Raw genomic sequence first — 23,126 nt, 5'->3', positions numbered from 1 at the left:
CAGACGGAGACGGGCGGCGAACCGGCGCCGGATCGCCGCCCGTCGGCGACACGCTGTGCGTCAACTCACGTCGACGCGATCGTCCACCCGGGTCCGGCCGACGGTGGCCCCGGCCGGCGGAGCCGGAACCGGGCCGTCGCCGGACCCGAACGGACGAGATGGTGCGAGTTACTTGAGGGTGACCTTCGCGCCCTCGGCCTCGAGCTTGGCCTTGGCCTTGTCGGCGGTCTCCTTGTTGGCCTTCTCCAGAACCGGCTTCGGCGCGGCCTCGACCAGGTCCTTGGCCTCCTTCAGGCCCAGGCCGGTCAGCTCACGCACGACCTTGATGACCTGGATCTTCTTGCCACCGTCGGCCTCGAGGATGACGTCGAACTCGTCCTTCTCCGGCTCGGCCTCGGCCGCGGCGGCAGCCGGGCCGGCGGCCGCGACGGCGACCGGCGCGGCGGCGGTGACGTCGAAGGTCTCCTCGAACTGCTTCACGAACTCGGAGAGCTCGATCAGCGTCATCTCCTTGAACGCGTCGAGCAGCTCGTCGGTGCTGAGCTTCGCCATGTCTGGCGTCCTTTCCTTACGTCTTACACGAATATGGGGTACGTCGGAACGGGCCGTCAGGCGGCCTGCTCCTCCTTCTCACGCTTCTCCTGCAGGGCAGCCGCCAGGCGGGCGGTCTGCGCCAGCGGCGCCTGGAACAGGGCAGCGGCCTTGCTCAGGCTGCCCTTCATCGCGCCGGCCATCTTGGCCAGCAGAACCTCACGGGACTCGAGGTCGGCGAGCTTGTTGACCTCGTCCGCGGAGATCGCCCGGCCCTCGAAGACACCGCCCTTGATGACGAGCTTCGGGTTGGCCTTCGCGAACTCCCGCAGGCCCTTCGCCGCCTCGACCACGTCACCGGAGACGAAGGTCAGCGCGGTAGGACCGGTGAACAGCTCGTCGAGTCCGGCAATGCCAGCGTCCGTCGCGGCACGCTTGGCCAGGGTGTTCTTCGCCACCGCGTAGGTGGTGTCCCGACCGAGCGAGCGGCGCAGCTGAGTCATCTGGGAGACCGTCAGACCGCGGTACTCGGTCAGCACGGTGGCTCCGGCGTTGCGGAAGTGCTCGGTGAGCTCAGCGACGGCGGTGGCCTTGTCGGCCCGAACCGGCTTGTCCGCCATGTCCCTCCTCTCTCGTTGCTTTCCAGGCTGATCACCGTCGAGGCCGCTCGACGCCGTACGGCGTGAACGGGCTCCGGGGTGTCGACAGCTCCGCCACAACAAGAAAGGCCCCGGCGCAGGGCGCACGGGGCGGGAAGGGCCACAGGATCATGGCCCGGCACGACACCGTTTCTCCCTGCGCGGGCCGCCCGTCGAACGGGACCTTCGACCGTGCCGAGGCACGGTGACCAGCGGTCTCTGGGTGGAAACCTCGGTCAAGACAGCTTGACCGAAAGTAAAGCCTACGGCATGCCGGGCGGGGCGGCCAAATCGCCCCCGGGAGCCGACTCCCGCCAGGGGCCTCACCCGGGTGCCGACTCCCGCCAGGGGCCGAATCGTCCCCGGCTCCGACTCTCCCCCGGGTGGTCGAACCCTGCCGCCCGGGTCACCCCGGCACGCCGGGTCACGCCTGTCGGCGCCGCAACCGGGCGTACCCGATGATCACCACGGCGGTCCAGACCAGCGCGTGCCCGGTCAGCAGTCCGACACTCGTCCCGGTCGGCCCCGCGGTGCTGGTCCGGGCGACCGCCAGCACCGGCGGCGCGAGCCACGGCACCACCGAGTCCCGCAGCCCGAAGACGAACGCGCCGACCACCCCGCCGACCAGGACCGCCAGCCCGGAGAGCGGGCTGGCCACCGCCGCCCGACTGGACAGCGCCCCCAGCCCGACCGCCGGCGGCAGGACGAGCAGATGTGCCCAGAGCCCGACCGCCAGCCCCGACCCGACGGAGGTTTCGGCGGCGCCGTCCGGAATCCGCACCCCGCCCACCAGCCAGGGCACCACCAGTGCGATCGCCACCACGGCCAGGGCGACTGCCCCGGCGGCGAGCAGACCACCGACCAGCTCCGCCCGCCGCCCGGCGGCCACCACCGCGAGCCGACGCTGGACGTCCGGTTCGGTGTCCAGCAGCAGCCGCGTCTGCCAGGCCAGGACCGGGAAGAGCACCACCGCGGAGACCCCGTACGCCTCGGCCGGCGGCGCGCCCGCCTCACCGTGCAGCACCACCAGCGCCAGGAGCCCCGCCAGCAACGGTGGCAACGCCCGGGCGGTCCGGACGAAACCGGTCAACCGGAGCATCACCAACGCGGTCATGACGTCTCCCCCCGGCCACCGTCCTGCTGCTGGATCAAGCCTGCCGCCGCCCCGGGCGCCGCCGACGGATCGGCCGCCACCCCGACACCCACCCCCGACGGCACCGACGGCGGCGGCACCCCGTCGTCCGGGCCGGGCGGTCGTACGCCGAGCACCCGGTGGCCGGCGGCGCGCAGGTCGGCGACGACCTGGGCGACCCGCGGGGCGGCCACCGCCACCTCGACCACGGAGATGTCGTCGGTACCGTCCGATCCGGCGGTCGGCGGGGACACCACCGACACGGTCCCGTCGGCGACCGTCCACCGCTCGGCGTCGGGCAGCCGGACCGTCTCGCCCCGGTGGTCACTCACCAGTACGGCGCCGCCGGTGTCGCGTACCTCGCGGATGAGTTCCGGGACCAGGTCGCGGGTCGCCGCGTCCAGCCCCTCCCAGGGCTCGTCCAGCACCAGCAGTTCCGGTGGGCGGAGCAGGGCCTGGGCGAGCCCGACCTTCTGGGCCGTCCCCTTCGACAGGGCGGAGAGCCGGACGTCCCGGTACGGGGTGAGCCCGAGCCGCGCCAGCCAGCCGTCCACGACCGGCCCCAGTGCCGGCCCGGGGATGCCCCGGACCCGCCCCATCCCGGTGAGGTACTGGCCGATGGTGTACGGCTGGTTGGCCGGAAACCGCTCCGGCACCCAGCCGATCGTGGCCGGCCGGTCCCGGACCGCTCCCCGGGTCGGGGTCAGCACCCCGGCGGCCATCTGGAGCAGCGTCGACTTGCCCACCCCGTTGCGTCCCAGCACGATCGCCACCCGGCCGGGGCCGAGTTCCGCCTCGACGTCTCGGAGCACCCAGGGTGCCCGCCAGCCGTACCGTAGCCAGACCCGGTCCAGACGCATACGGAGAAGACTGCCAGAAACCGGCAGAAAAACCGACGCGGGGCACCGGGCGTCCGCACGCCCGGCGCCCCGCGTCAACGGAACGACCTACTCCGGCGAGGCTCAGGCCTCGGCCGCCTCCCGGAGGTTCTTCACCACGTTCGGGTCGACCGGAACGCCCGGGCCCATGGTGGTGGTGAGGGTGACCTTGCGGAGGTACTTGCCCTTGGCCGCGGACGGCTTGGAGCGCAGCACCTCGTCGAGGACGGCGGCGTAGTTGTCCACCAGCTGCGCCTCCGAGAACGAGGCCTTGCCGATGATCAGGTGCAGGTTCGAGTGCTTGTCCACCCGGAAGGTGATCTTTCCACCCTTGATGTCCGTGACCGCCTTGGTGACGTCCATGGTCACCGTGCCGGTCTTCGGGTTCGGCATCAGGCCGCGCGGGCCCAGGATCCGCGCGATCCGGCCGATCTTGGCCATCTGGTCCGGCGTGGCGATCGCCGCGTCGAAGTCCAGCCAGCCCTCCTGGATCCGGGCCACCAGCTCGTCGGTGCCGACCTCGTCCGCACCGGCGGCGGTCGCCTCCTCGGCCTTGGCGCCGGCGGCGAAGACGATCACGCGGGCCGTCTTACCCGTGCCGTGCGGCAGGTTGACGGTGCCCCGGACCATCTGGTCCGCCTTACGCGGGTCGACGCCGAGGCGCATCGCGACCTCGACCGTGGCGTCGAACTTGACCGAGGTGGTCTCCTTGGCCAGCCGGACCGCCTCGACCGGGGTGTAGAGCTTGTTCCGGTCGATGGCGTCGGCTGCCTTGCGGTAGCTCTTGCTGCGCTGCATTGGTGAACACTCCTGTGGTGTCTGGCGGGCCGCAACCACGCGGCCCTCCCACGATCAGCTTGGGTCGGGGGGGGTTGGCTTATTCCTTGACCGTGATGCCCATCGACCGGGCGGTGCCGGCGATGATCTTCTCGGCCTGGTCGACGTCGTTGGCGTTGAGGTCCGCCATCTTCTTCTCGGCGATCTCCCGCAGCTGGGCGCGGGTCACCGAGCCGACCTTCGTGCTCTGCGGCACGCCGGAACCCTTCGGCACGCCGGCGGCCTTGAGCAGCAGCCGGGCGGCGGGCGGGGTCTTCAGCACGAAGGTGAAGGTCCGGTCCTCGTACACGCTGATCTCGGCCGGCACGATGTCACCGCGCTGCGACTCGGTCTGCGCGTTGTACGACTTGCAGAACTCCATGATGTTGACGCCGTGCTGACCCAGTGCCGGGCCGACCGGCGGCGCCGGGGTGGCCTGGCCCGCCGGGAGCTGAAGCGTGAACGTCTTGACGAGCTTCTTCTTCGGAGGCATGTCTCTTCCTGGGCTTGAAACTGGAAACGTGCACCTGACGGCACCCGGTGACGCGCACGGTCAAGCGCGCCTGCGGACGGGCGACGGTCAAGAGTAGCGCAGGAGGCGATCCGGCGGGTTGCCGAGGTCGCCTGCCGAGCTGTCGATCACCGGTCGGCCCCGTCGCCGGACGGACTCCGGCCCGCCCGACGCCGCCCGGCCGGTCCGACGCCACCCGACGGGCTCCGGCCCGTTCGACGCGACCGGTCCGGTACCCGGTGGGAGCCGGACCGGACCGTCGGCCGGCGGCGGATCGTCAGATCTTCGCGACCTGGTTGAAGTTGAGCTCGACCGGGGTCTCCCGACCGAAGATCGACACCAGGACCTTGAGCTTCTGCTGGTCCGGGTTGATCTCGCTGATCGTGGCCGGCAGCGACGCGAACGCACCGTCGGTGACCGTGACCGAGTCGCCGACCTCGAAGTCGAGGACCTTGATCTCCGGCTTGGCCTTCTTGGTCTCGGTCTCCACCGCCGGGGCGAGCCACTTCAGCACCTCATCGAGGGAGAGCGGCGCCGGTCGGTCGGCCCGGTCGGTCGCGCCGACAAAACCGGTCACTCCCGGGGTGTTGCGGACACAGGAGTACGACTCGGGGGTCAGCTCCATCCGGACCAGGATGTAGCCGGGGAAGACCTTGGCCTGGACCTGCGACCGCTTGCCGTTCTTGACCTCGACCTCCTCCCGGGTCGGCACCTCGACCTGGTAGATGAACTCTTCCATGTCGAGGCTGGTGATCCGGGTTTCCAGGTTGGTCTTGACCTTGTTCTCGTAACCGGCGTACGAGTGGACCACGTACCAGTCGCCCGGCGCGTAGCGCAGCTTCTGCCGCAGCTCCGCGACCGGGTCGAAGTCCTCGTCCGGCTCGGTCATCCCGAACTCCGGCTCGTTGGCGGCCTCGACCGACTCTGCACCGCTCGCCGTCGCCACCGCGGACTGCTCGTCCGTGGTCTCGGCGGTCTCGTCGTACTCAGGCACGCTCGCTCACTTCCGTCACTAGCAGGTGGGGCAGGTGGTCAGCTGGAGCCGCCGAAGACCCACAGCACGCCCTTCGCGAAGGCGAAGTCCAGCCCGGCCACGATCGTCAGCACCACGGCGACGAACACAACCACCACGGCGGTGTAGGTAAGCAGCTCCTTACGGGTCGGCCAGATGACCTTACGCAGTTCTGCCACTACCTCGCGGAAGAACCGGGCAAGCCGGCCGAAGATTCCGACCCGCCCGTCGGTCCTGGTCTTGCGGCTGTCCGCCGAGTCGGTCCTGGTCCGCTCCCGGGTGGCGGTGCCACCGCGCGAGACCGGCTCCTCCGCCTCGTCGTCGGCGTCATCGTCGACGACGTCATCGATCGCCTCGTTCTCGAGACGGTCGTTGTCGTCCTCGTCGCGCCGATTCTTCTCGGCCACTTCGCCCTCCGTCGCCGGGTGGTGGGTACACGCGTCGGTGAACGCGTGCTGCGCTGGTCACGCCGGCCCCGGAGTCTCCGCCGCAGGCGCTGACCGCCCTCGACCGAACCCCCGGACGACCGTCCCCCGGAACGGCCCGCGGCCGGCGGAGGCGGAGGAACGGACCTCGGCGGACACTCCGCTCGGTCAGCCCCGCCGATACCACCAACACGGGCCGGTCGCCAGTGGTGGTGGCGACGCCGATCCCGGGATCGGTCAGGCCGTAGGCGCAGGGGTGACAGGACTTGAACCTGCAGCCTGCGGTTTTGGAGACCGCTGCTCTGCCAATTGAGCTACACCCCTGTGGGGGCAGGTGAACCCTGATCAGGCTGGCACGCCAACAGTGCTGCACGTTACCCGAGCATGCACGCCTGAACAGGGGGCACTTTGCCCCACGGCGGACCAGTGTACGGGTAGAGGCACGAGTTTCCCAACCGGTCCTCCGTACCTGCCCCGTGACCGGCCCGCCGACCGCCGTCCGGCAACCTCAGGCCGGCGTACGGATCACGGCCCGGGCCTGGGCGAGAACCTTCTCTCCCTGGCAGGTCGCGGTCAGGTCGAGCCGGGTCAGCCCGTCCTCGGTCACCTCGCGGACCACCGCGCTCACCTCGATCTCGGTGCCCTCGTCGTCGTCCGGGACGACCACCGGCCGGGTGAACCGGACGTTGTACTCGACCACCGCGTCCGGGGCGCCGGCCCAGTCGGTCACCGCCCGACCGACCAGCGCCATGGTGAACATGCCGTGCGCGATGACTCCGGGAAGCCCGACCTTGGTGGCGAACCGGTCGCTCCAGTGGATCGGATTGAAGTCGCCCGAGGCCCCCGCGTAGCGGATCAGGTCGGCCCGGGTGATCCGGAAGGTCCGGGTGGTCAGTTCCATGTCAGGCCTCTCCGCGTACGACGAGCTTCGACCAGACGGTGACCACCGGCTCCCCGGCGGGCGTGCTGACCTCGGTCCGGGTGGTCAGGAAACCGTGCCCACCCCGGGCGGTGATCTCCTCGACCGTGTTGACACAGACCAGCTCGTCGCCGGCGACCACCGGCCGGGCGTACTGGAACCGCTGGTCACCGTGGACCACCCGGCTGTAGTCGATGCCGAGCTCCGGGTCGTCGACGATCTGGCGACTGGCCGACATGGTGAGCGCGATCGGGAAGGTCGGCGGCGCGACGACGTCGGCGTGGCCGAGGGCCCGCGCGGCGTCCGGGTCGTGGTAGGCCGGGTCCGTGGCGCCGATCGCGGTGGCGAACTCTCGGATCTTTTCGCGCCCCACCTGATAGGGGGCGGTCGGCGGGTAGGTACGGCCGACGAAGGACGGGTCCAGGGACATGCCGCCGAACCTACACGGCCGGTTCGGCACGGCCGGTGAGCCCGGGACGGGCCGGCCCGGAGTGTGGTCCCGGACCGGTCAGCTCCCGACCGTCGGCCGGCCCGGACGCCGGCCTCCCCGCCCGGAAACGACATCGCCGCCCCGACGACGGCGAGCGGGCCTGGGGCACGCTCGCCGGGTCGGGACGGCGATCAGAGAAACCGGGAGGCCGACCGGGGTCGGCCCGGTGTCAGCGGGTCTCGCGGTGCAGGGTGTGCTTGCCGTCCCGGGGGCAGAACTTCTTCAGCTCGATGCGGTCCGGGTCGTTACGGCGGTTCTTACGCGTGATGTAGTTGCGCTCCTTGCACTCCACGCACGCCAAAGTGATCTTGGGACGGACATCGGTCGCCTTGGCCACGGCGGGGCGCCTTCCTCGATAACGGACTCAACTACGACGTACCAGCGTAGACGCCTGCCACGCGGACACGCAAAGTGGGCGCCGGCGGCGCCCCTTTTTGTTTCGGTTCCGGACTTTTCCGGCTACCGAAAAGTAGCGGTGGCCGGACTTGAACCGGCGACACAGCGATTATGAGCCGCTTGCTCTGCCATCTGAGCTACACCGCCGTGGACGGGTCCAGCTGAACCCTCTGAGCCCCCTTACGGAATCGAACCGTAGACCTTCTCCTTACCATGGAGACGCTCTGCCGACTGAGCTAAGGGGGCGCGCACGCGATCTTTCCGGTGGCGCGCAGAGGTAAGAGTACACGGCATGCGCCGAGAGGTGAAATCAGATCCCCCCACCCCGGGACGGGGCGTCGGCGACGGCGCCCGGACGCTCAGGGAACGGCCCGCAGCCGGCGTACGTCGCCGATGGCCGGAGGCGGCTCGGCCTCCGTCTGGGCGGCGTACCAGGCCTCCAGACGCTCGTACGGCAGCGGGCGGCTGAACAGGAAGCCCTGGCCGATCCGGCAGCCGATGTCCTGCAGCAGTTCCAGGGTGAGCTCGCTCTCCACCCCCTCGGCGACCACGGCGAGACCGAACTGCTGGGACAGCGTCACGATCGCGTTGACGATCGCCAGGTCCACCGGGTCGGTCGCCATCCCCTGCACGAACGACCGGTCGACCTTGACCTCGTTGATCGGCAGCCGACGCAGGTACGACAGCGACGAGTGGCCGCTGCCGAAGTCGTCGACGGAGAGTCGTACCCCGATGTCGCGCAACCGGCGCAGGCCCGGCACGGCCCGCTCGGTGCCGTCCAGCACCCCTGCCTCGTTGATCTCCAGGGTCAGCAGGTCGGGGGCGACGTCGTACTCGGTGAGCAGCTCCTGCACCCGGGCCGGGAACTGCAGGTCGGACAGCGTACGCGCGGAGAGGTTGACGGCGACCGGAAGCGGCTCTCCCCCGGCGGTCCAGTCCCGGCTGCGCCGCAGCGCCTCGCTAATCACCAGCTCGGTCAGATGCCCGAGCTGACCGGTGTGCTCGGCCACCGCGACGAAGTCCTCCGGGGCGACCGCACCGTGCCCCGGATGCTCCCACCGGGCCAGGCACTCCACGCCGAGCAGCCGTCGGTCGGTGAGCGAGACCTTCGGCTGGTAGTAGACCTCCACCTCGGCGTTCTCCAACGCGCGGCGCAGGTCGCCGGCGAGGCCGAGCCGGCGTGACGAACGCGACTCCAGCCCGGGGCTGAACAGCTGGACCCCGTCCGGTGACGACTTTGCCCTGGTCACCGCGAGGTCGGCCCGCTGGAGCAGGGTCGCCGGATCGTTACCGTGGTCGGGGTGGACCGCGACCCCGACCACCGTGTCGACGTCCAGGACCAGCGCGTCGAAGACCATCTGGTCCCGGATCTGCCCCCGCAACTCGCCAGCGAGCGCGACCGCTGCGTCGACGCTCTCCAGCCGGAGCGTCACCACGAACTCGTCACTGCCGACCCGGCCGACCAGGGCGCCCGGCGGTGCGGCGGCGCGCAGCCGGGCGGCGACCTCGATGAGCACCTTGTTACCCGCGGCGTGTCCCACCGACTCGTTGACCTGGCGGAGCCCCGCCACGTCGAAGAGCAGTACCGCCACGACCTCGTCCGGCGCCCGGACCCGGACCGCCTCCTCGAGGGCACTGGTCAGGCGACGCCGGTTGGGCAGATTGGTCAACCCGTCGTGGTACGCGTCGTAGCGCAGCCGGTCAACCAGCCGCGAGTTCTCCAACGCCACGGCGGTGTGCGCCGCGATGGTCTCGAGAACCTGGACGTCGGCCGGGGTGAAGTGGCCGACCGGTCGGCCACCGATCCGGTTGACCACCTCCAGTGTTCCGATCACCACCTGACCGGAGCGCAGTGGCGTCACGATGACCTCCTTGACACCTGCATCGCGCAACGCCTCGCGCATCCGCTGGTCCCCACCGAGATTCCTGCCCACAGTGACCGTCCGACCCTGTTCGCGGGCGGTTTCCCGGATCATCACCGGTGTCCGCGAAAGATCGAGCAGCCCCGGATCCTCGACCCGGGCGGTGAGCAGCACCTCCGGGTGTCGGCCCTGGGCCGGTACCCACAGGGTGGCGTACTCGGCGTGCATGATCGTCCGGACCCGACCCAGCAATGCGTCGGCCAGCGCGTCGTCCTGGCTGCTCGCGCTCATCGCCTTGGTCAGTTCGTAGACGTCGGTGAGCGCGCGGTGCTGCCGGAAGAACTGGCCGTACGACCGGTAGAGCAGGACTCCCCCGCCGAACAGGGCGAGCAGCGGCAGTACCGACCACGGGTTCGCCCGCACACAGATCACTATCACCAGGCCGACGGCGACGTTGATCCCGACGGTGACCAGGCCGGGCCCGGAGGTACGTACCACCTCCCAGCCGGCCTGCGCGCCGTGCATCAGGGCGAAGACGGCGGCAACGGCGGCAAGGGTGGCCAACGAGTGGCTGCCGACGGCAGCAGCCAGGATCGCCCAGGTGCCCGGTCCGAAGCCCCGCATCTCGGGCAGGGCCAGTAGCACGATGCCGGCCATCGAGACGGCCGCCGCTCGCCGCACCACGTTGAACCAGAACTTCGTCGCCACGGTTCGACGGCGCAGGTAGGCGATCAGCGCACTCAGCGTAAAGATCACCGCCACCGTCAACGGTGGCACCAGGACGAACGCGAAAAGCAGGCAGATCTCGGTGATCGTGATGATCGCCACCTGGCGCTGCACGACGACATGCAGGACCGGCCACTCGGCCAGTAGGACAAGGCCCAGCAGTCCGATCGCAAGAGGCCAGTTCCGGAACGGCTGGTCCTCCGACATTCCGAGCACGACCGCCAGTACGACCGCCACCATCGCGAGCGGTCCGGTGATCAACCAGGCACGTTCAGCTGAGCTCCGGGTCGGTGTCGGGCGGTCAGGCATGTCTCTCCTGGTGTTCGGAGCCCTCCCGGCGTGGTTGGCCGCCTAAACCCAACCCCATTCGGTGGCAAGGACAGCGTGAGTGCGAGCTGGCGAGTCGGCTGTCGTCGAGTCGACGGAATCTGCGACCGAACGCTGGCCAAGGTCCGTGAATCCGCCCGCGCTGGCGGCGTAGCTGCCAATGGCGAGCACCGCGAGCAGCAGGAGCGAGCCCACAAGCCGGCCCAGCCTCCATGCAGGCATTGGTTGCTCCCGTCGAGGTGAGGTGGAGGAAGTAGATATTCCATGATGGTGCCACAGTCGGCAGTCACCGCAAAGGCGTCACCCACCCGAGGAACCATGCATCCGGGGAAGTCCAACCGTTCGGTAGGGGTAACGTCGCCTCTTGGCCGCAACCATCTCAGCGGCAGAAGGCCGACATGATTCACTCGGCGCTCAATGCGACTCACCGCCCGTAGATGGTTCGGCCCTAGCAAAAGCCCACCGAGAAGGTATTCCGTTCAAACAGCGCCTACCAGCTAAGTCGGGTATTGCGGGCAGAACACCATCAGGCAGGCATCACACTGTCCAACCAATAGTCAGATATGCCGGAACGTACTGTCCACTGCAGAGCGCGAGCGGCGCCCGGCCACACCCCGGGCCACCGTCCGGCTGCTCGGTGTCACCCACAGGATTGAACCGGCGTCGCAGGGCGACTCGGGAAATTCGCCTTGCCGGGTGGGTCGCACCGTGCAAGGATCTTATGGCCACAGTCGTCGCGTTTAGGAGTCCGCCGATGCTCTTGTGAAGCGTTCCCCGTGTCCCGTGCCGCGTCCCCGGACGACGGCCATGACCGCCAACGCTTCGGAGTGTCCGGATGCCCACCCAACTCAGCCTCCACGCCGTCACCAGGTCGTACGGCGAACGCGTCGTCCTCGACACGGTCAGCTGCGCCATCGCCCCGGGCGAGTGCAGTGGGATCGTCGGCGAGAACGGTTCCGGCAAGTCCACCCTGCTGCGGCTGCTCGCCGGTCAGGAGAAACCCGACGAGGGACAGGTGACCGTCGTCGCCGACGGCGGCCTGGGACACCTCGAACAGGAGACACCACTGCCGGCGTACCTGAGCGTTCGCCAGGTCATCGACGACGCGCTTGCCGAACTGCGCAGCATCGAGACCCGGCTGCGGACGCTGGAACCTCAACTCGCCGACGGCGACGAGCGCGACCTCGCCGAGTACGGCAACCTGCTGACCGTCTTCGAGCTACGCGGCGGGTACGACGCCGACGCCCGCGTCGAGCAGGCGATGCACGGCCTCGGGTTGGCCACCGTCGACCAGGACCGGCAGCTCGGCACCCTCTCCGGCGGCGAGCAGGCACGACTGCACCTGGCGGCGGTGCTGGCCGCCAATCCGGAGGTGCTGCTGCTCGACGAGCCGACCAACCACCTCGACGACGCGGCACTGACCTGGCTCGCCGACCACCTGCGCGGTCGTTCCGGGACCACAGTCGTCGTCTCGCACGACCGTGTCCTCCTCGAACAGGTCGCCGACACACTGATCGAGGTGGACGGTGACCGCCGCACCCTGGTTCGCTACGGCGGCGGGTACGCCGGCTATCTGGCCGGGAAGGCGGCGGCGCGGCGCCGCTGGGCCGAGGCCCACCTGCACTGGCGGACCGAGGTCGACCGGCTGCGGGAGATCGCCGCGACCACCGCCCGCGCGGTCGCGCCGGGTCGGCTGATGAAGGACCGCAACAAGATGGCGTACGACCGACACGGCGGCCGCGTGCAACAGTCGGTGGCGAGCCGGGTCCGCAACGCCGAACAGCGGTTACGGCGGCTGATCGCGCACCCGGTGCCGCCGCCCCCGGAGCCTCTCCGGTTCACCCTGGGGGTGTGTCCCGGGCCGACGCCGCCCGCCGACGCAACACCACCAACCGATCGGGCACCGCTGCTGGAGGCGGTGGCGGTGACCGTCCGGGACCGCCTCCACGACGTCCACCTGACGGTACGGGCCGGTGACCGGCTGCTGCTCACCGGACCGAACGGGGCGGGGAAGAGCACCCTGCTCGCCGCGCTGGCCGGCACCCTGCGACCCGACTCCGGACGGGTGGTCCGCCGAGGTCGGATCGGTCACCTGCCGCAGGAGGTGACTGTCGACGACCCTCGGGAGACCCTGCTCGGCGCCTTCGGGCGCGGGCTGCCCGGAACCGCCGACGAGCACCTCGCCCGACTGCTGGCCCTGGGACTGTTCGACCAGGACCGGATCACCGTCCCGGTGGGCCGGCTCTCCACCGGTCAACGTCAGCGGCTGGCGCTGGCCCGGCTGCTCAGCGTGCCGGTCGACGTACTGCTGTTGGACGAGCCCACCAACCACCTGTCGCCCGGGCTGGTCGAGGAGTTGGAGACGGCCCTGGACGACTACCCCGGGGCGCTGGTGGTGGTCAGCCACGACCGGCGGTTCCGGCAACGCTGGCGTGGCGCACACCACACCATCTCCGGCGGCCGGCTCGGCCCCGCCCGATCAGTGGAAGGAAACGGCGATGAGTGAACACACTGGACCCTCGGTCCGGGAGATTCCGGTCTCCGGAGCCGGTGAAGGGCCGTACGGGATCACGACCGGCCCCGACGGCGCGCTCTGGGTCACCCTGGTGCACGCCGACACGATCGTCCGGCTGACCCTGGACGGCCGTACCGAGCGCTACCCGGTCGACGGTGCCGCCGGGCCGTCCGTGATCACGGTGGGGCCGGACGGGGCGCTGTGGTTCACCCGGATCCGGGACCACCGGATCGGACGGATCTCGCCGACCGGCGAGGTGGCGTCGTACCCGCTGCCGACGCCGGAGTCCGGGCCGTACGGGATCACGGCCGGCCCCGACGGTGCGCTCTGGTTCACCGAGATGAACACCGACCGGATCGGTCGGATCAGCGTCGCCGGCGAGGTCACCGAGTATCCGCTGCCGACCAGGCAGGGCATGCCCGCGATGATCAGCGCCGGACCGGACGGCGCGCTCTGGTTCACCCTCAACCAGGCGAACGCGATCGGCCGACTCGACCTCGACGGTACGACCGCCGTCCATCCGCTGCCGACGCCGGCAGCCGCACCGGTCGGCATCACCGCCGGCTCCGACGGCGCACTCTGGTTCGTCGAGATCGGGGCGGGGCAGCTCGGCCGGATCACCCCGGACGGACAGATCCAGGAATTCCCGCTGCCGGACCGGGACGCCCGTCCGCACGCCATCGTGGCCGACCCGGCCGGCGGCTGCTGGTTCACCGAGTGGGGCGGCAACCGGGTCGGCCGGATCACCGCCGACGGCAAGATCCGGGCGTACGAGCTGCCGACTCCCGGATCCGAGCCGCACGGCATCACCATCGGCCCGGACGGCGTGCCCTGGGTCGCGCTGGAGATCGGCCGTGTCATTCGGATGGTGCCGTGACGGACACCCGCTCGGCGATGTCTCCGGCCCGCGGACCCGTACGACAGCTCGCCGCTGGTCGTCTGATCGTCGGTATGTCGGTATGTCGGTTCACGGTGAACGTCGACAGATCAGGGCGGGCACGGGACGATTTCCCCGTGCCCGCCCGTACCGGTCGGGATCACACCCCGCCACTGCTGCCGATCATGATGCCCCAGTAGGCCATGATGTCGTAGATGTTCACGTGGAAGGCCTGCGTGTAGCACTGCCGGTTCTGCACACCCTGGCAGGCCCCGGTGGTGCTCGGAGTGCCAGCGGTGATGACCCCTCGGCCGTAGATCGCGGTGCCGCCGTTGGCCGCCACCGCCTGGGCGACCGGACCGCCGCTGTCACCCTGACCGATCGACGCCACACCGTCGGTGTTCACCGTGTAGAAGCCCGGCCCGACCGTTCCGACGCCGTTCAGGTTGATGTAGACGTTCACCGCCCCGACCCCCACCACCGACGCCCCGGAGTGCGAGCCGGAGGCGAAGACCCAGGAGTTCAGCGCCGGGTTTCCGGCGCCGTAGATCGGCACTCCGGTGTTGGACTGGTAGTCGCCCACGTACATGTTCAGGTCGTAGTAGCTGCCGCTGATCAGCATGCTGTCGAGCGGCGCGTGCCCCCGGCCGGAGGTGCCGACCCTCCAGCCACCTGGAGTGTCCCACTCGGCGAACGTCCCGCAGTGGTTGGAGGTCACCATGACGTTCTGGTTGGTGGTCGTCCTGGCCGCGAAGGCGGTGCTGCACCGGTAGACCCGTCCGGTGCCGGCCGGCCGCTCGATCGCGTTGCCGCTCCAGTACGGCACCTCGTCGGCCCACCGGTTCACCGCCGGCTCCGGGCGGGAGGTGGTGGTGAAGGTCAACGGGATCTCGCTGGCGATCGCGGACGACGTGGCCAACCCGGCCGAGGCGGCGCGGTCCAGTGCCACGGTCAACCCGGTGAAGTCGGTACGCGGCGCGACCGAGGCCACGGTGGCCTGGTTCTGCTCGGCAATCCGCCGCGCCTCACGGTCCAGTTCGGCCAGTGAGTACGGCACGGAGACGGTGGCCAGCCGGACGCCCTTGGCCATCATCGCTCCGGTGGTGAGCGACGCCGGCACGTCGCCCTTCCAGTAGAGGATCACCTGCCGGGCGGGGATGTCGACCGCGACACCGGCGAAGCCCGGGAGGCGCTGCTTCGCGACCTGCTCCTGAATCCGATCGGACAGCGCCACGAGCGGTGCCTGCGCCCGCTCCACGTCGGTGGCACCCACGCTGCCGGCCGAAACGAGTTGTCTCGGGGTGTCCGGCTTCCCGACCGGAGCGGCCCCGGCAGGCGTACCGGCCGCCAGGCCGAGTGCGCCGATCGCGAGGAAAACCAGCAGTCGACGCGAGGGCCCAGGGCTGCGATGCCAAGTCATGTCAGACCTCGTCCTTTCCACGGAGCGGCTGGAACTGCCGGCCCGCCACGCGGGACGGCGGCACCATGGTCACATGCGCCAATGGACGCGGACTGGTCGGTGACTGGACCGACGTGCCGCCCCGACCCGGCCGCCGCGCGGACCGGGACGCATCATCGCCCGGCGCAGGCCCGTCAACTCCGGTCCCGGCTCCACCCCGAGCTCCCGGGCGAGCCGCTGCGCGATCCGTCGGTAGACGGCCAGCCCTTCGGCCCGCTGTCCGATCGCCCAGTGCAACCGGATCAGCCACGCGTGGATCCCCTCGTGCAGGGGGGCCGCCGCGGCCGCCCGGGCCACCGCGGCCAGTACCTCGTCCGCGGCGCCCAGCCCCAGCGCGGCCTCGGCGTGCCAGCACACCGCCGTCAAGCGCTCGTTGGCCGTCGCGGTGAGCAGCGGATGGTTGGCGAGGGCGGGAATGTCCGCGAGCAGGGGTGATTGCCAGGTCCGCATCGCCTCGTCGAGCAGGAGGACGACCCGCTGGTGGTCACCCTGACGGCGGGCCGTCCGGGCAGCGTCCACCATGGTCCGGAACCGGCGCAGGTCCACGCAGGCCGGGTCGACCCGGAGCGCGTAGCCGTCGCCCACCCGTACCAGCAGGTCACTCGGCATTCGTGGTGGGCGTTCCGGTTCCAGGGCACGCCGTAGCCGCTTCACGTACGTCTGAATGATGTTGGTTGCCTCACGTGGTGGTTCGTCCGTCCAGAGTGCCTCCACGAGTTCTCGATGAATCACCGGCTGTCCGGCGGAGAGTGCCAGCACCGCGAAGAGGGCGCGTTGTCCCGCCGGACCGAGAGGTATTTCCTCGGAACCCCGCCACGCCGCCGTCCGCCCGAACAACTGGACCACCAACCGCCTCGCCGCCGCACCATCCTTCGCATACGACCGATCCGTCGCCACCGGCGACACGCCAAAGGCATCCACGTCAGTCATCGATGAGCTCTCCCCCGTGCATCGACGCGCCTGAGTCGGAAAGTCTCGCACGAGGAGACGCTGTCTACCCGTTTTCGTCGTCTAGGCTCGTCGGGACGTACCGTGGGGAAGCCGTAGCAGCAGAAGAGGGTTCGAGCGGAATGAAGCTTGACCAGCGGAGCCGTCGACGTACCCGGATCCTGCTGATCTCCGTCGCGGCGCTGGTCGCGGCGACGTTGACCGGCTGGTACCTGGTGGCATCCCGGGCCGGCGGGCCGGCCGGCGAGCAGACCGTCACCAGCGCCGGGGTACGCATCTCCGTGCCGGCGGGGTGGGACCGCAACGCCACCGAATGCGGCACACCGGTGCGGGACACCTACCTCGTCGACGTCACCGACGTCGCGGCCTGCGCGTTGACGCCCGCGCCCCGGGTCGACTACGCCGAGATCCGACGGGCCACGAACCTCGCGCTCGACCCGGTTGCGGCGGTCGCGACGACTGACGGCACGGCGGCCGGCCATCCGGTACGGCGCGGCGCGGACGTACTGCCGGACGGCCGGGCCCGGCGGGTGGTGCTGATCCCCGACCGTCAGGTTGTCGTCGTCGCGGTCGCGGACGATCCGGCGACCGCCGACGCGATCGCCGACTCGGTACGGCTCGACTGACGTCCGGGACGGCCGGGGATGAGGTTCAGTCGCCCGGATGTCGGATCGGGGCTCCCGCCGGTCGTCTACGAAATGACGACCGCCGCCCGGTCGGCGGTGCACGGTGACGAGGTCGACCGGTACGCGCCGCTGACCGGCAACCGAGAGGACCGGACGATGAAGTACGTGCTGATGTTCGTCGACACCGAGCAGTTCGCCGCCGACCTGCGGGCCATGGACGGTGCGGAGCAGGAACGCGCCTACCTGCGGGTGCAGCAGTGGTTCGCCGACCACAGCGACAAGATCACCCACCACACCCATCTGCTGCCGGCGCACACCGCGACGACCGTACGCCTGGCCGGCGGCGAACCCCTGGTCTCCGACGGCCCGTTCGTCGAGGGCAAGGAGGTGGTCAGCGGTTACGTGGAGATCGACGTCGCGGATCTGGACGAGGCGCTGGCCATGGTCCGGGCCTGGCCCGCCTGCCCGGTCGTCGAGATCCGGCCGATCGCTGGATGACCGTCGTGCCGCACGACGAGCTGGCCCGGGTGGTACGTGACCACGCGGGCCGGCTCGCGGCGTCCCTGGTGCACCTCACCGGTGACTTCGGCGCCGCCGAGGACCTGGTGCAGGACGCGGTGGAAGCGGCGCTACGGCACTGGCCGGTGGACGGGATCCCGGACCGGCCGGACGCCTGGCTCCACACCGTCGCCCGACGCCGTGGGCTGGACGTACTGCGCCGGGATGCCCGGCACCGCGGCAAACTCGCCCTCCTGGGTCGGCCCGCCCAGCCCGACCCGGGCGACCTGCTCCGACTGATCTTCACCTGCTGCCATCCGGCGTTGCCGCGTACCGCCCAGGTGGCGCTCACCCTCCGGGTGGTGTGCGGGCTGACCACGGCCCAGATCGCGAAGGCGTTCCTGATCCCGGAAAGCACCGTCGGTCAGCGGATCACCCGCGCAAAACGGAAGATCAGCGAAGCGGGTATCCCGTACCGGGTCCCCGGTCCGGACGAGCTCGGTGAGCGGCTCGCCGTGGTGCTGGCCGTGGTCTACCTTCTCTTCAACGAGGCCTACCTGCCGAGCAGCGCCGAGCCGGCGCGGGGTCGGGACCTGGCCGACGACGCCGAGTTCCTGGCCACGACGCTGCACAACCTCATGCCCGGCGAGCCGGAGGTGACCGGGCTGCTCGCCCTGATCCGGCTACACCGGGCCCGGGCAGCGGCCCGGTTCGACGTACACGGTCGTCTCGTCCGGCTGGCCGACCAGGACCGGACGCGCTGGGACCACCAGGCGATCACCGAGGCGACCCGGCTCATCAGCGCCGCCGCCGCGCGGCGGCGCCCCGGCCCATACCAGCTCCAGGCGGCGATCGTGGCCTGTCACGCCGAGGCATCCCGGTGGGAGGAGACCGACTGGGCGCAGATCCGGGTGCTCTACGACATGCTGCTGCACCTCGCCCCGTCACCGGTCACCCGGCTGCACCGCGCGATCGCCAACCGGTACGTCGCCGGCCCGGCCGCCGCGCTCGCCGAGGTCGACGCGCTGCCCGGAACACTGGACAGCTACCACCTGTTCCACGCCACCCGGGCCGAACTCCTGCGTGACCTGGATCGGCTCGACGAGGCACGGGCGGCTGACGAGGCGGCACTGGCGCTGACCACCAACCCCGCCGAACAGTCCCTGCTCCGTCAGCGACTCAGCTGGGCCTGATCACCGGGGGCCGGGCGGGCGAGCCGGTTGACCGTCCCGGCCCGCGGGTTCACAGTCAGCGCATCGGCCGGAACGCGGCCCGGACCTCGGCGGAGAAGAGCGCCGGCTCCTCCCAGGCGGGGAAGTGGCCGCCGCGGTCGACCTCGTTGAAGTAGGCGAGGCCGGGGTAGACCATCTCGGCCCAGCTGCGCGGGGCAGCCCAGATCTCGCCCGGGAACGTCGTGAAGCCGACCGGCACCGAGACCGGCGGAGGAGCCTGGCCGGACGCCCTGGCTTTGGCCACGAACCGTCCAAATTCCCAGTACCACCGGGCGGCCGAGGCGCCGGTGCCGGTCAGCCAGTACAGCGTGATGTTGTCGACGATGCTGTCCCGGGTGAGGCTGCCCGCCGGCTCGCCGTCGACAAAGGCGCGGGAGATCTTGTAGTAGCTGTCCGTGTCGTGGTCGAGCATCCAGGCCGCCAGCCCGACGGGTGAATCGAGCAGCGAGTAGCCGATCGTCTGCGGTCGGGTGGACTGCTCCAGGAAGTAACCGAAGCCGTCCGTCGTGAACGTCTCGAGCGCCTTGCGCGCCGTGCGTTCCGGCTCGGACTCCACCGGCAGTTGGTCCTTGATAGCAATGGCACCGGAGAGCAGGTTGACATGGATGCCGAGCAGCCCTTCGGGCGCCTGGCGGCCCATCGCGTCCGTGACGTTGGCGCCCACGTCGCCGCCCTGGGCGACGTAGCGCGGGTAGCCGAGGCGGTTCATCAGCTCCGCCCACGCGTGGGCGATGCGGCCGGACTCCCAGCCGAGCTCGGTCGGCTCACCCGAGAAGCCGTAGCCCGGCAGGGACGGCAGCACCAGGTGGAACGCGTCGTCGGAGGTGCCGCCGTGCGCGGTCGGGTCGGTGAGTGGGCCGATGACCCCGAGCAGCTCGACGACCGAGCCCGGCCAACCGTGCGTCATGATCAGCGGCAGGGCGTTGTCGTGCCGCGACCGCACGTGGATGAAGTGGATCTCGACGCCGTCGATGGTGGTCGTGTACTGCGGCAGGGCGTTCAGCCTCGCCTCGCACGCGCGCCAGTCGTACTCGGTAGTCCAGTAGCGGGCCAGTTCCTGGACCGTCGCCAGCTGAACCCCCTGCGACCGGTCGGTGACCAGCTCCCGACTGGGCCAGCGGGTGGCCGCGATCCGGCGGCGCAGATCAGCAATCGCTTCTTCCGGGATGTCGAGCCGGAAGGAACGGACTTTCCTGTCGTTGGACATGTTCTCCACCCGCCGGATCAAATCGACCGGCGCGCCGGGGCGCCGGCAGGGCTCACATGCGTCCATCGTCGCACCGGTCCGGCAACCGGCGGACCAAAACGGCCGTCTCAGGGCCGATAACCCCGGTGCGGCTGTACGCCGGCTCGGGGAGCGGCCCAGGTGTGTGGGCCCGGAAGAACCGGCCGATCGTCGTGCCGGGGGTGCCGTCCGGTTCCACTGTCCGGCGCAATCCGCAAGGTCGAGAAACCCAATCTCCACGCTGGCGGTGCGGGCTCGATTCCCGAGAGAGGCGATCTGATGGAGAAAGGGTGATTGGCCTTGTGGCGGAAGCTGTCCAGCCGACGGACGGCACATATCCAAGACCTGCACGGCGGCACCACCGTTCACACACAACTGGTTCGTACGATCACCCCCGTGACCATCGACGCCAGCGTGCCCCGCCGTCGACAGCAGCTCACCTGGATGCCAATTCCGATCGCCGTGCTCAACGCCGGGCTGCTGCTCAACGCCGCCGTGACGGTCTGGGACCTGCTCCACATCAAGGAACTGCTCAACTACGGCGACAGCCAGAACGGGGCGATCGCCTTCCTGCTGGAGGCGGCCTTCGCCTACCTGCGGCTGGGCGTGACGGCGGTGCTGGTACCGACCCTGTGGATCGCCGCTCGGCGGGCACGCGTACCCGGGTCGCGGTCGCCCCGGATCATCGGGCCGATCTGCGGGTTCTTCGCCGTGTGCGGCGGTGGTTGGGTGCTGACGCTACCGATCAACGACGGCAGCGACCCGAAGCGTCTCGGCATCGTGCACGACGCCCGGGTGCCGAGCTGGGTCAGCGTGTCCGATGTCGTGGCGCCGTACGCGGTCCTCATCGGTGCCACGGGCGCGGTGCTGCTGGTCCTCTGGGCGTTCACCACCTGGGTGAGAACAGGTACGCGCGCCCGTGACGTTGGTGGTCGTACAGGTCTTACGCGTCCCACTGGTTCCGCATCCACCGGGATCACCGCGTCCGACGCTGCCGACCGGGATGCGTGATAGGTTGCCGCCTATGCGCTCGAAGTCACTCGAAAGCGCCGCAACCGAGCATGTCAGCCGCGTGGCGGACTACTACGACGCCAACACCCGGCGCTTCCTGCGCTTCGGCGAAAGTTCGAGCAACGATGCCATCCACCGGGGCCTGTGGATGCCGGGGGTCACGGACACCGCCGAGGCCGCGAACGCGGTGAACCGCCTGGTGGTCGAGCGTCTGAGCGGCCACGTACCGGCCGGCGAGGGACGAGTGCTTGATCTTGGCTGCGGCGTGGGCGCGACGGTGGTCAAACTGGCCCGGGCGATGGACGCCCAGGTCACCGGCGTGACGATCAGCCAGGTGCAGGCCGAGATCGCCGAGAGGCGGTTCTCGGCCGAGGGGCTGACCGAACGCTGCCGCGTTATCCGCGAGGACTTCGCCCAGCTCCCCGCCGAGCCGCAGTACCACGCCATGGTCGCCATCGAGGCTGTGATCCACTCGCCGTCGTTGGCGGAACTGGTCCCATCCCTGGCCGCGCGCCTGGTGCCGGGCGGTCGCCTGGTCCTGTGCGACGACTGGATGACCGACAAGGATCGAGGGCTTCCGGCCCGCGAGCGCTGCCTGGACCAGTTCCGCGCCGGCTGGCGCGTCGGCAGCCTGCATACCGTGGCGGAGTTGGCCGCCATCGGCGAGTCCGCCGGCCTGCGCCTGCGCGAAAACCTGGATCTCACCAGCTACCTGCACCTCGGACGCCCACGGGACCGGGTGATCAACGTGCTCGTGGGCGCCGCGGGCGTGCTGCCCCCAGTGCGCGACCGGCTGGTCGAGAAGCCCTTCTGGGCCAACATGATCGGCGGCTCGGCACTGCAGGCGGGGCTGGCGCGGCGCTGGCTCGAATACCGCCTGCTGGTGCTCGAACGGGTCTGACCGCCGTCGGGACACAGGAGGGGCGCCGGAGGTGTCCGGCACGTACCATCCCCGCTGTGAAGTACGCGGTGGCACCGTCCCGATGGTTGGTCAGGCTGAGGTCGGGGGTCCAACTGGAGGTGTGGGCGAACGGCTACAGCGTGGACGAGGGCCACTACGTCTTCGGCACGGTCTTCGACGGCGTGCCGGAGGAGTTGGCCGGAGCACCGCTCGCCGCCTGGCCGCCGCTGCAGGCTGGCAGCTTCCAGATCCTCGTCGCGAGGATCCCCGAAGACGAGGTCGCCGATGTCGAATCCGGTGTCGATGCGGAAACCTCCGTCCCCGGCTCCGATTGACGATCCCCACCGGGTCCGGCGGCGGGCGGCGGATCGAGGTCCAGCCTCGGGCCAGCAGGCGTCACTACGCGGCCACCTTCTCCACCATCAAGGTCGAGTACGTGCACCGCCGTCACTTCCGCACCCGTACCGAGGCCCGTCTGGAGATCGCCACCTGGATCACCGACTTCTACAACCGGCGCCGCCGGCACTCCGTCTGCGACTGGCGCTCACCCATCGACTACAAACGATCAGAGACCCGCGCCCTGGAGGCCCAGGCCGCATAAACGGAGCCCTCCACGATTCCAGGGGATTGACACGTCAGGCCGGAAACACCCTTAGATCCACACACCCAATCCCAAGGCCCCGGCCGCCGGCGCCGCAGTCCTTGGCACCTATCGGGGGAAGGGGGCAGCCTGGCGGTCAATCAATCGCAGCTGTAGGCGATGAACTGCCTTCGAGCCCGGTGAACCAGCCGAGCATGTCTTGAGGGCTCACGTCGTAGCCGGTGGCTCGTTCCCCGCTCCAGTTGACGCCGATCAGGACTCCCTGCTCCGCTAACCAGGGCACAAAATCGCCCAGCCACTGATCGAACGGCATTAGACGATCTCGAGCCCGTTGTAAGCGGGCACCTGTTCGACTACACGTTGCGCTCGTGACCGCAGCGACCAGAAGGGCATCGCCCGGCTCCCATCGGGTTTGTGGGGCGCGATGTAGGAGCCGTCATCCTCTAGGCCGTGTGTCATAAGTGCCGTTCGAGTCTCCGAAGCCAGGTGTCGATCATGCTGATGGTGGCGGTGGCTTCGTAGCGCACGGCGAGTTTGTCGTAGCGGGTGGCCACGGCGCGGTGTTGTTTG

General features: G+C 70.1%; 25 protein-coding genes and 3 tRNA genes. 9 read left to right on the top strand and 19 right to left on the bottom strand.

Features of this window, described 5'->3' with window-relative positions:
• Positions 1–168: 168 nt before the first annotated feature.
• The 15 genes from rplL to ABGB21_RS36020 all read right to left on the bottom strand — a co-directional run bounded on the left by rplL (position 169) and on the right by ABGB21_RS36020 (position 10,645).
• Entirely contained in the window at positions 169–552 is a 384-nt protein-coding gene (rplL, locus tag ABGB21_RS36090; protein ID WP_347653269.1) for a 50S ribosomal protein L7/L12, read from the bottom strand.
• 56 nt (positions 553–608) lie between these two features.
• Positions 609–1,151, bottom strand: a complete 543-nt coding sequence (gene rplJ / locus ABGB21_RS36085) for a 50S ribosomal protein L10 (protein WP_347653268.1) — start codon at positions 1,149–1,151, stop codon at positions 609–611.
• A 442-nt stretch (positions 1,152–1,593) separates the two neighbouring features.
• Positions 1,594–2,283, bottom strand: coding sequence for a hypothetical protein (locus ABGB21_RS36080; RefSeq protein ID WP_347653267.1), 690 nt, complete (start codon positions 2,281–2,283; stop codon positions 1,594–1,596).
• Positions 2,280–3,161 (bottom strand): ABC transporter ATP-binding protein, encoded by an 882-nt coding sequence (locus ABGB21_RS36075; protein WP_347653266.1) that lies wholly within the window; start codon positions 3,159–3,161, stop codon positions 2,280–2,282. The genes ABGB21_RS36080 and ABGB21_RS36075 overlap by 4 nt, the downstream gene beginning before the upstream one ends.
• A gap of 102 nt (positions 3,162–3,263) precedes the next feature.
• Positions 3,264–3,977: a 50S ribosomal protein L1 gene (gene rplA / locus ABGB21_RS36070; RefSeq protein ID WP_347653265.1), complete on the bottom strand. Its 714-nt coding sequence runs from the start codon at positions 3,975–3,977 to the stop codon at positions 3,264–3,266.
• A 79-nt stretch (positions 3,978–4,056) separates the two neighbouring features.
• A complete protein-coding gene (gene rplK / locus ABGB21_RS36065; protein WP_347653264.1) occupies positions 4,057–4,488 on the bottom strand; it encodes a 50S ribosomal protein L11 in 432 nt (143 codons plus the stop codon).
• Positions 4,489–4,783: 295 nt separating this feature from the next.
• Positions 4,784–5,500 carry a transcription termination/antitermination protein NusG gene (nusG, locus tag ABGB21_RS36060; protein ID WP_347653263.1) on the bottom strand — a complete coding sequence of 239 codons (717 nt, stop codon included), beginning with the start codon at positions 5,498–5,500 and terminating at the stop codon, positions 4,784–4,786.
• Between the two features lie 38 nt (positions 5,501–5,538).
• Positions 5,539–5,868, bottom strand: coding sequence for a preprotein translocase subunit SecE (secE, locus tag ABGB21_RS36055; protein ID WP_347653412.1), 330 nt, complete (start codon positions 5,866–5,868; stop codon positions 5,539–5,541).
• A 326-nt stretch (positions 5,869–6,194) separates the two neighbouring features.
• Positions 6,195–6,267: transfer RNA gene (locus ABGB21_RS36050), tRNA-Trp, on the bottom strand.
• 184 nt (positions 6,268–6,451) lie between these two features.
• Positions 6,452–6,844 carry a MaoC family dehydratase gene (locus ABGB21_RS36045; protein WP_347653262.1) on the bottom strand — a complete coding sequence of 131 codons (393 nt, stop codon included), beginning with the start codon at positions 6,842–6,844 and terminating at the stop codon, positions 6,452–6,454.
• Position 6,845: 1 nt separating this feature from the next.
• Complete coding sequence (locus ABGB21_RS36040; RefSeq protein ID WP_347653261.1) at positions 6,846–7,292, bottom strand: MaoC family dehydratase N-terminal domain-containing protein; 447 nt, start codon at positions 7,290–7,292, stop codon at positions 6,846–6,848.
• Positions 7,293–7,521: 229 nt separating this feature from the next.
• Positions 7,522–7,689, bottom strand: a complete 168-nt coding sequence (rpmG, locus tag ABGB21_RS36035; protein WP_046567246.1) for a 50S ribosomal protein L33 — start codon at positions 7,687–7,689, stop codon at positions 7,522–7,524.
• 133 nt (positions 7,690–7,822) lie between these two features.
• A tRNA-Met gene (locus ABGB21_RS36030) sits at positions 7,823–7,895 on the bottom strand.
• Between the two features lie 26 nt (positions 7,896–7,921).
• A tRNA-Thr gene (locus tag ABGB21_RS36025) sits at positions 7,922–7,994 on the bottom strand.
• Between the two features lie 113 nt (positions 7,995–8,107).
• Positions 8,108–10,645 (bottom strand): bifunctional diguanylate cyclase/phosphodiesterase, encoded by a 2,538-nt coding sequence (locus ABGB21_RS36020; RefSeq protein WP_347653260.1) that lies wholly within the window; start codon positions 10,643–10,645, stop codon positions 8,108–8,110.
• Between the two features lie 853 nt (positions 10,646–11,498).
• On the opposite strand from ABGB21_RS36020, the gene abc-f reads away from it, so the two are divergent.
• Together abc-f and ABGB21_RS36010 are read left to right on the top strand one after the other, a co-directional pair.
• Entirely contained in the window at positions 11,499–13,169 is a 1,671-nt protein-coding gene (gene abc-f, locus ABGB21_RS36015) for a ribosomal protection-like ABC-F family protein (protein WP_347653259.1), read from the top strand.
• Positions 13,162–14,055, top strand: a complete 894-nt coding sequence (locus ABGB21_RS36010) for a virginiamycin B lyase (protein WP_347653258.1) — start codon at positions 13,162–13,164, stop codon at positions 14,053–14,055. Before abc-f ends, ABGB21_RS36010 begins: the two co-directional genes overlap by 8 nt.
• Positions 14,056–14,215: 160 nt before the next feature.
• Here the strand turns inward: ABGB21_RS36010 and ABGB21_RS36005 are convergent, their stop codons facing one another.
• Both ABGB21_RS36005 and ABGB21_RS36000 read right to left on the bottom strand, forming a co-directional pair.
• On the bottom strand, positions 14,216–15,475 hold the full coding sequence (locus ABGB21_RS36005; RefSeq protein WP_347653257.1) for a hypothetical protein: 1,260 nt from the start codon (positions 15,473–15,475) through the stop codon (positions 14,216–14,218).
• Positions 15,476–15,544: 69 nt separating this feature from the next.
• Positions 15,545–16,444: a BTAD domain-containing putative transcriptional regulator gene (locus tag ABGB21_RS36000; protein ID WP_347653256.1), complete on the bottom strand. Its 900-nt coding sequence runs from the start codon at positions 16,442–16,444 to the stop codon at positions 15,545–15,547.
• 140 nt (positions 16,445–16,584) lie between these two features.
• Between ABGB21_RS36000 and ABGB21_RS35995 the strand changes: the two genes are divergently transcribed.
• The 3 genes from ABGB21_RS35995 to ABGB21_RS35985 all read left to right on the top strand — a co-directional run bounded on the left by ABGB21_RS35995 (position 16,585) and on the right by ABGB21_RS35985 (position 18,779).
• Positions 16,585–17,088 carry a hypothetical protein gene (locus ABGB21_RS35995; protein WP_347653255.1) on the top strand — a complete coding sequence of 168 codons (504 nt, stop codon included), beginning with the start codon at positions 16,585–16,587 and terminating at the stop codon, positions 17,086–17,088.
• Between the two features lie 72 nt (positions 17,089–17,160).
• Positions 17,161–17,586: a YciI family protein gene (locus ABGB21_RS35990; protein WP_347653254.1), complete on the top strand. Its 426-nt coding sequence runs from the start codon at positions 17,161–17,163 to the stop codon at positions 17,584–17,586.
• A complete protein-coding gene (locus ABGB21_RS35985) occupies positions 17,583–18,779 on the top strand; it encodes a DUF6596 domain-containing protein (RefSeq protein WP_347681640.1) in 1,197 nt (398 codons plus the stop codon). The genes ABGB21_RS35990 and ABGB21_RS35985 overlap by 4 nt, the downstream gene beginning before the upstream one ends.
• Positions 18,780–18,834: 55 nt before the next feature.
• Here ABGB21_RS35985 and ABGB21_RS35980 read toward each other — a convergent pair whose 3' ends face one another.
• Positions 18,835–20,025 (bottom strand): epoxide hydrolase family protein, encoded by a 1,191-nt coding sequence (locus tag ABGB21_RS35980; protein WP_347653252.1) that lies wholly within the window; start codon positions 20,023–20,025, stop codon positions 18,835–18,837.
• A 414-nt stretch (positions 20,026–20,439) separates the two neighbouring features.
• On the opposite strand from ABGB21_RS35980, the gene ABGB21_RS35975 reads away from it, so the two are divergent.
• The 4 genes from ABGB21_RS35975 to ABGB21_RS35960 are packed head-to-tail and all read left to right on the top strand — an operon-like array spanning position 20,440 to position 22,556.
• Positions 20,440–21,054, top strand: a complete 615-nt coding sequence (locus ABGB21_RS35975) for a hypothetical protein (RefSeq protein WP_347653251.1) — start codon at positions 20,440–20,442, stop codon at positions 21,052–21,054.
• 13 nt (positions 21,055–21,067) lie between these two features.
• Positions 21,068–21,955, top strand: coding sequence for a methyltransferase domain-containing protein (locus ABGB21_RS35970; RefSeq protein ID WP_347681638.1), 888 nt, complete (start codon positions 21,068–21,070; stop codon positions 21,953–21,955).
• 56 nt (positions 21,956–22,011) lie between these two features.
• Positions 22,012–22,290, top strand: a complete 279-nt coding sequence (locus tag ABGB21_RS35965; RefSeq protein ID WP_347653249.1) for a hypothetical protein — start codon at positions 22,012–22,014, stop codon at positions 22,288–22,290.
• Positions 22,287–22,556, top strand: coding sequence for an IS3 family transposase (locus ABGB21_RS35960; RefSeq protein ID WP_347681636.1), 270 nt, complete (start codon positions 22,287–22,289; stop codon positions 22,554–22,556). Before ABGB21_RS35965 ends, ABGB21_RS35960 begins: the two co-directional genes overlap by 4 nt.
• 136 nt (positions 22,557–22,692) lie before the next feature.
• Here ABGB21_RS35960 and ABGB21_RS35955 read toward each other — a convergent pair whose 3' ends face one another.
• Complete coding sequence (locus ABGB21_RS35955; RefSeq protein WP_347681634.1) at positions 22,693–22,869, bottom strand: hypothetical protein; 177 nt, start codon at positions 22,867–22,869, stop codon at positions 22,693–22,695.
• Between the last annotated feature and the right edge of the window lie 257 nt (positions 22,870–23,126).

Origin of the sequence: Plantactinospora sp. B24E8 (assembly GCF_039871735.1) — a bacterium.
GTDB lineage: Bacteria > Actinomycetota > Actinomycetes > Mycobacteriales > Micromonosporaceae > Plantactinospora.
The sequence above is the reverse complement of the archived record's forward strand: the minus strand, read 5'-3'. Positions and strand labels throughout refer to the sequence as shown.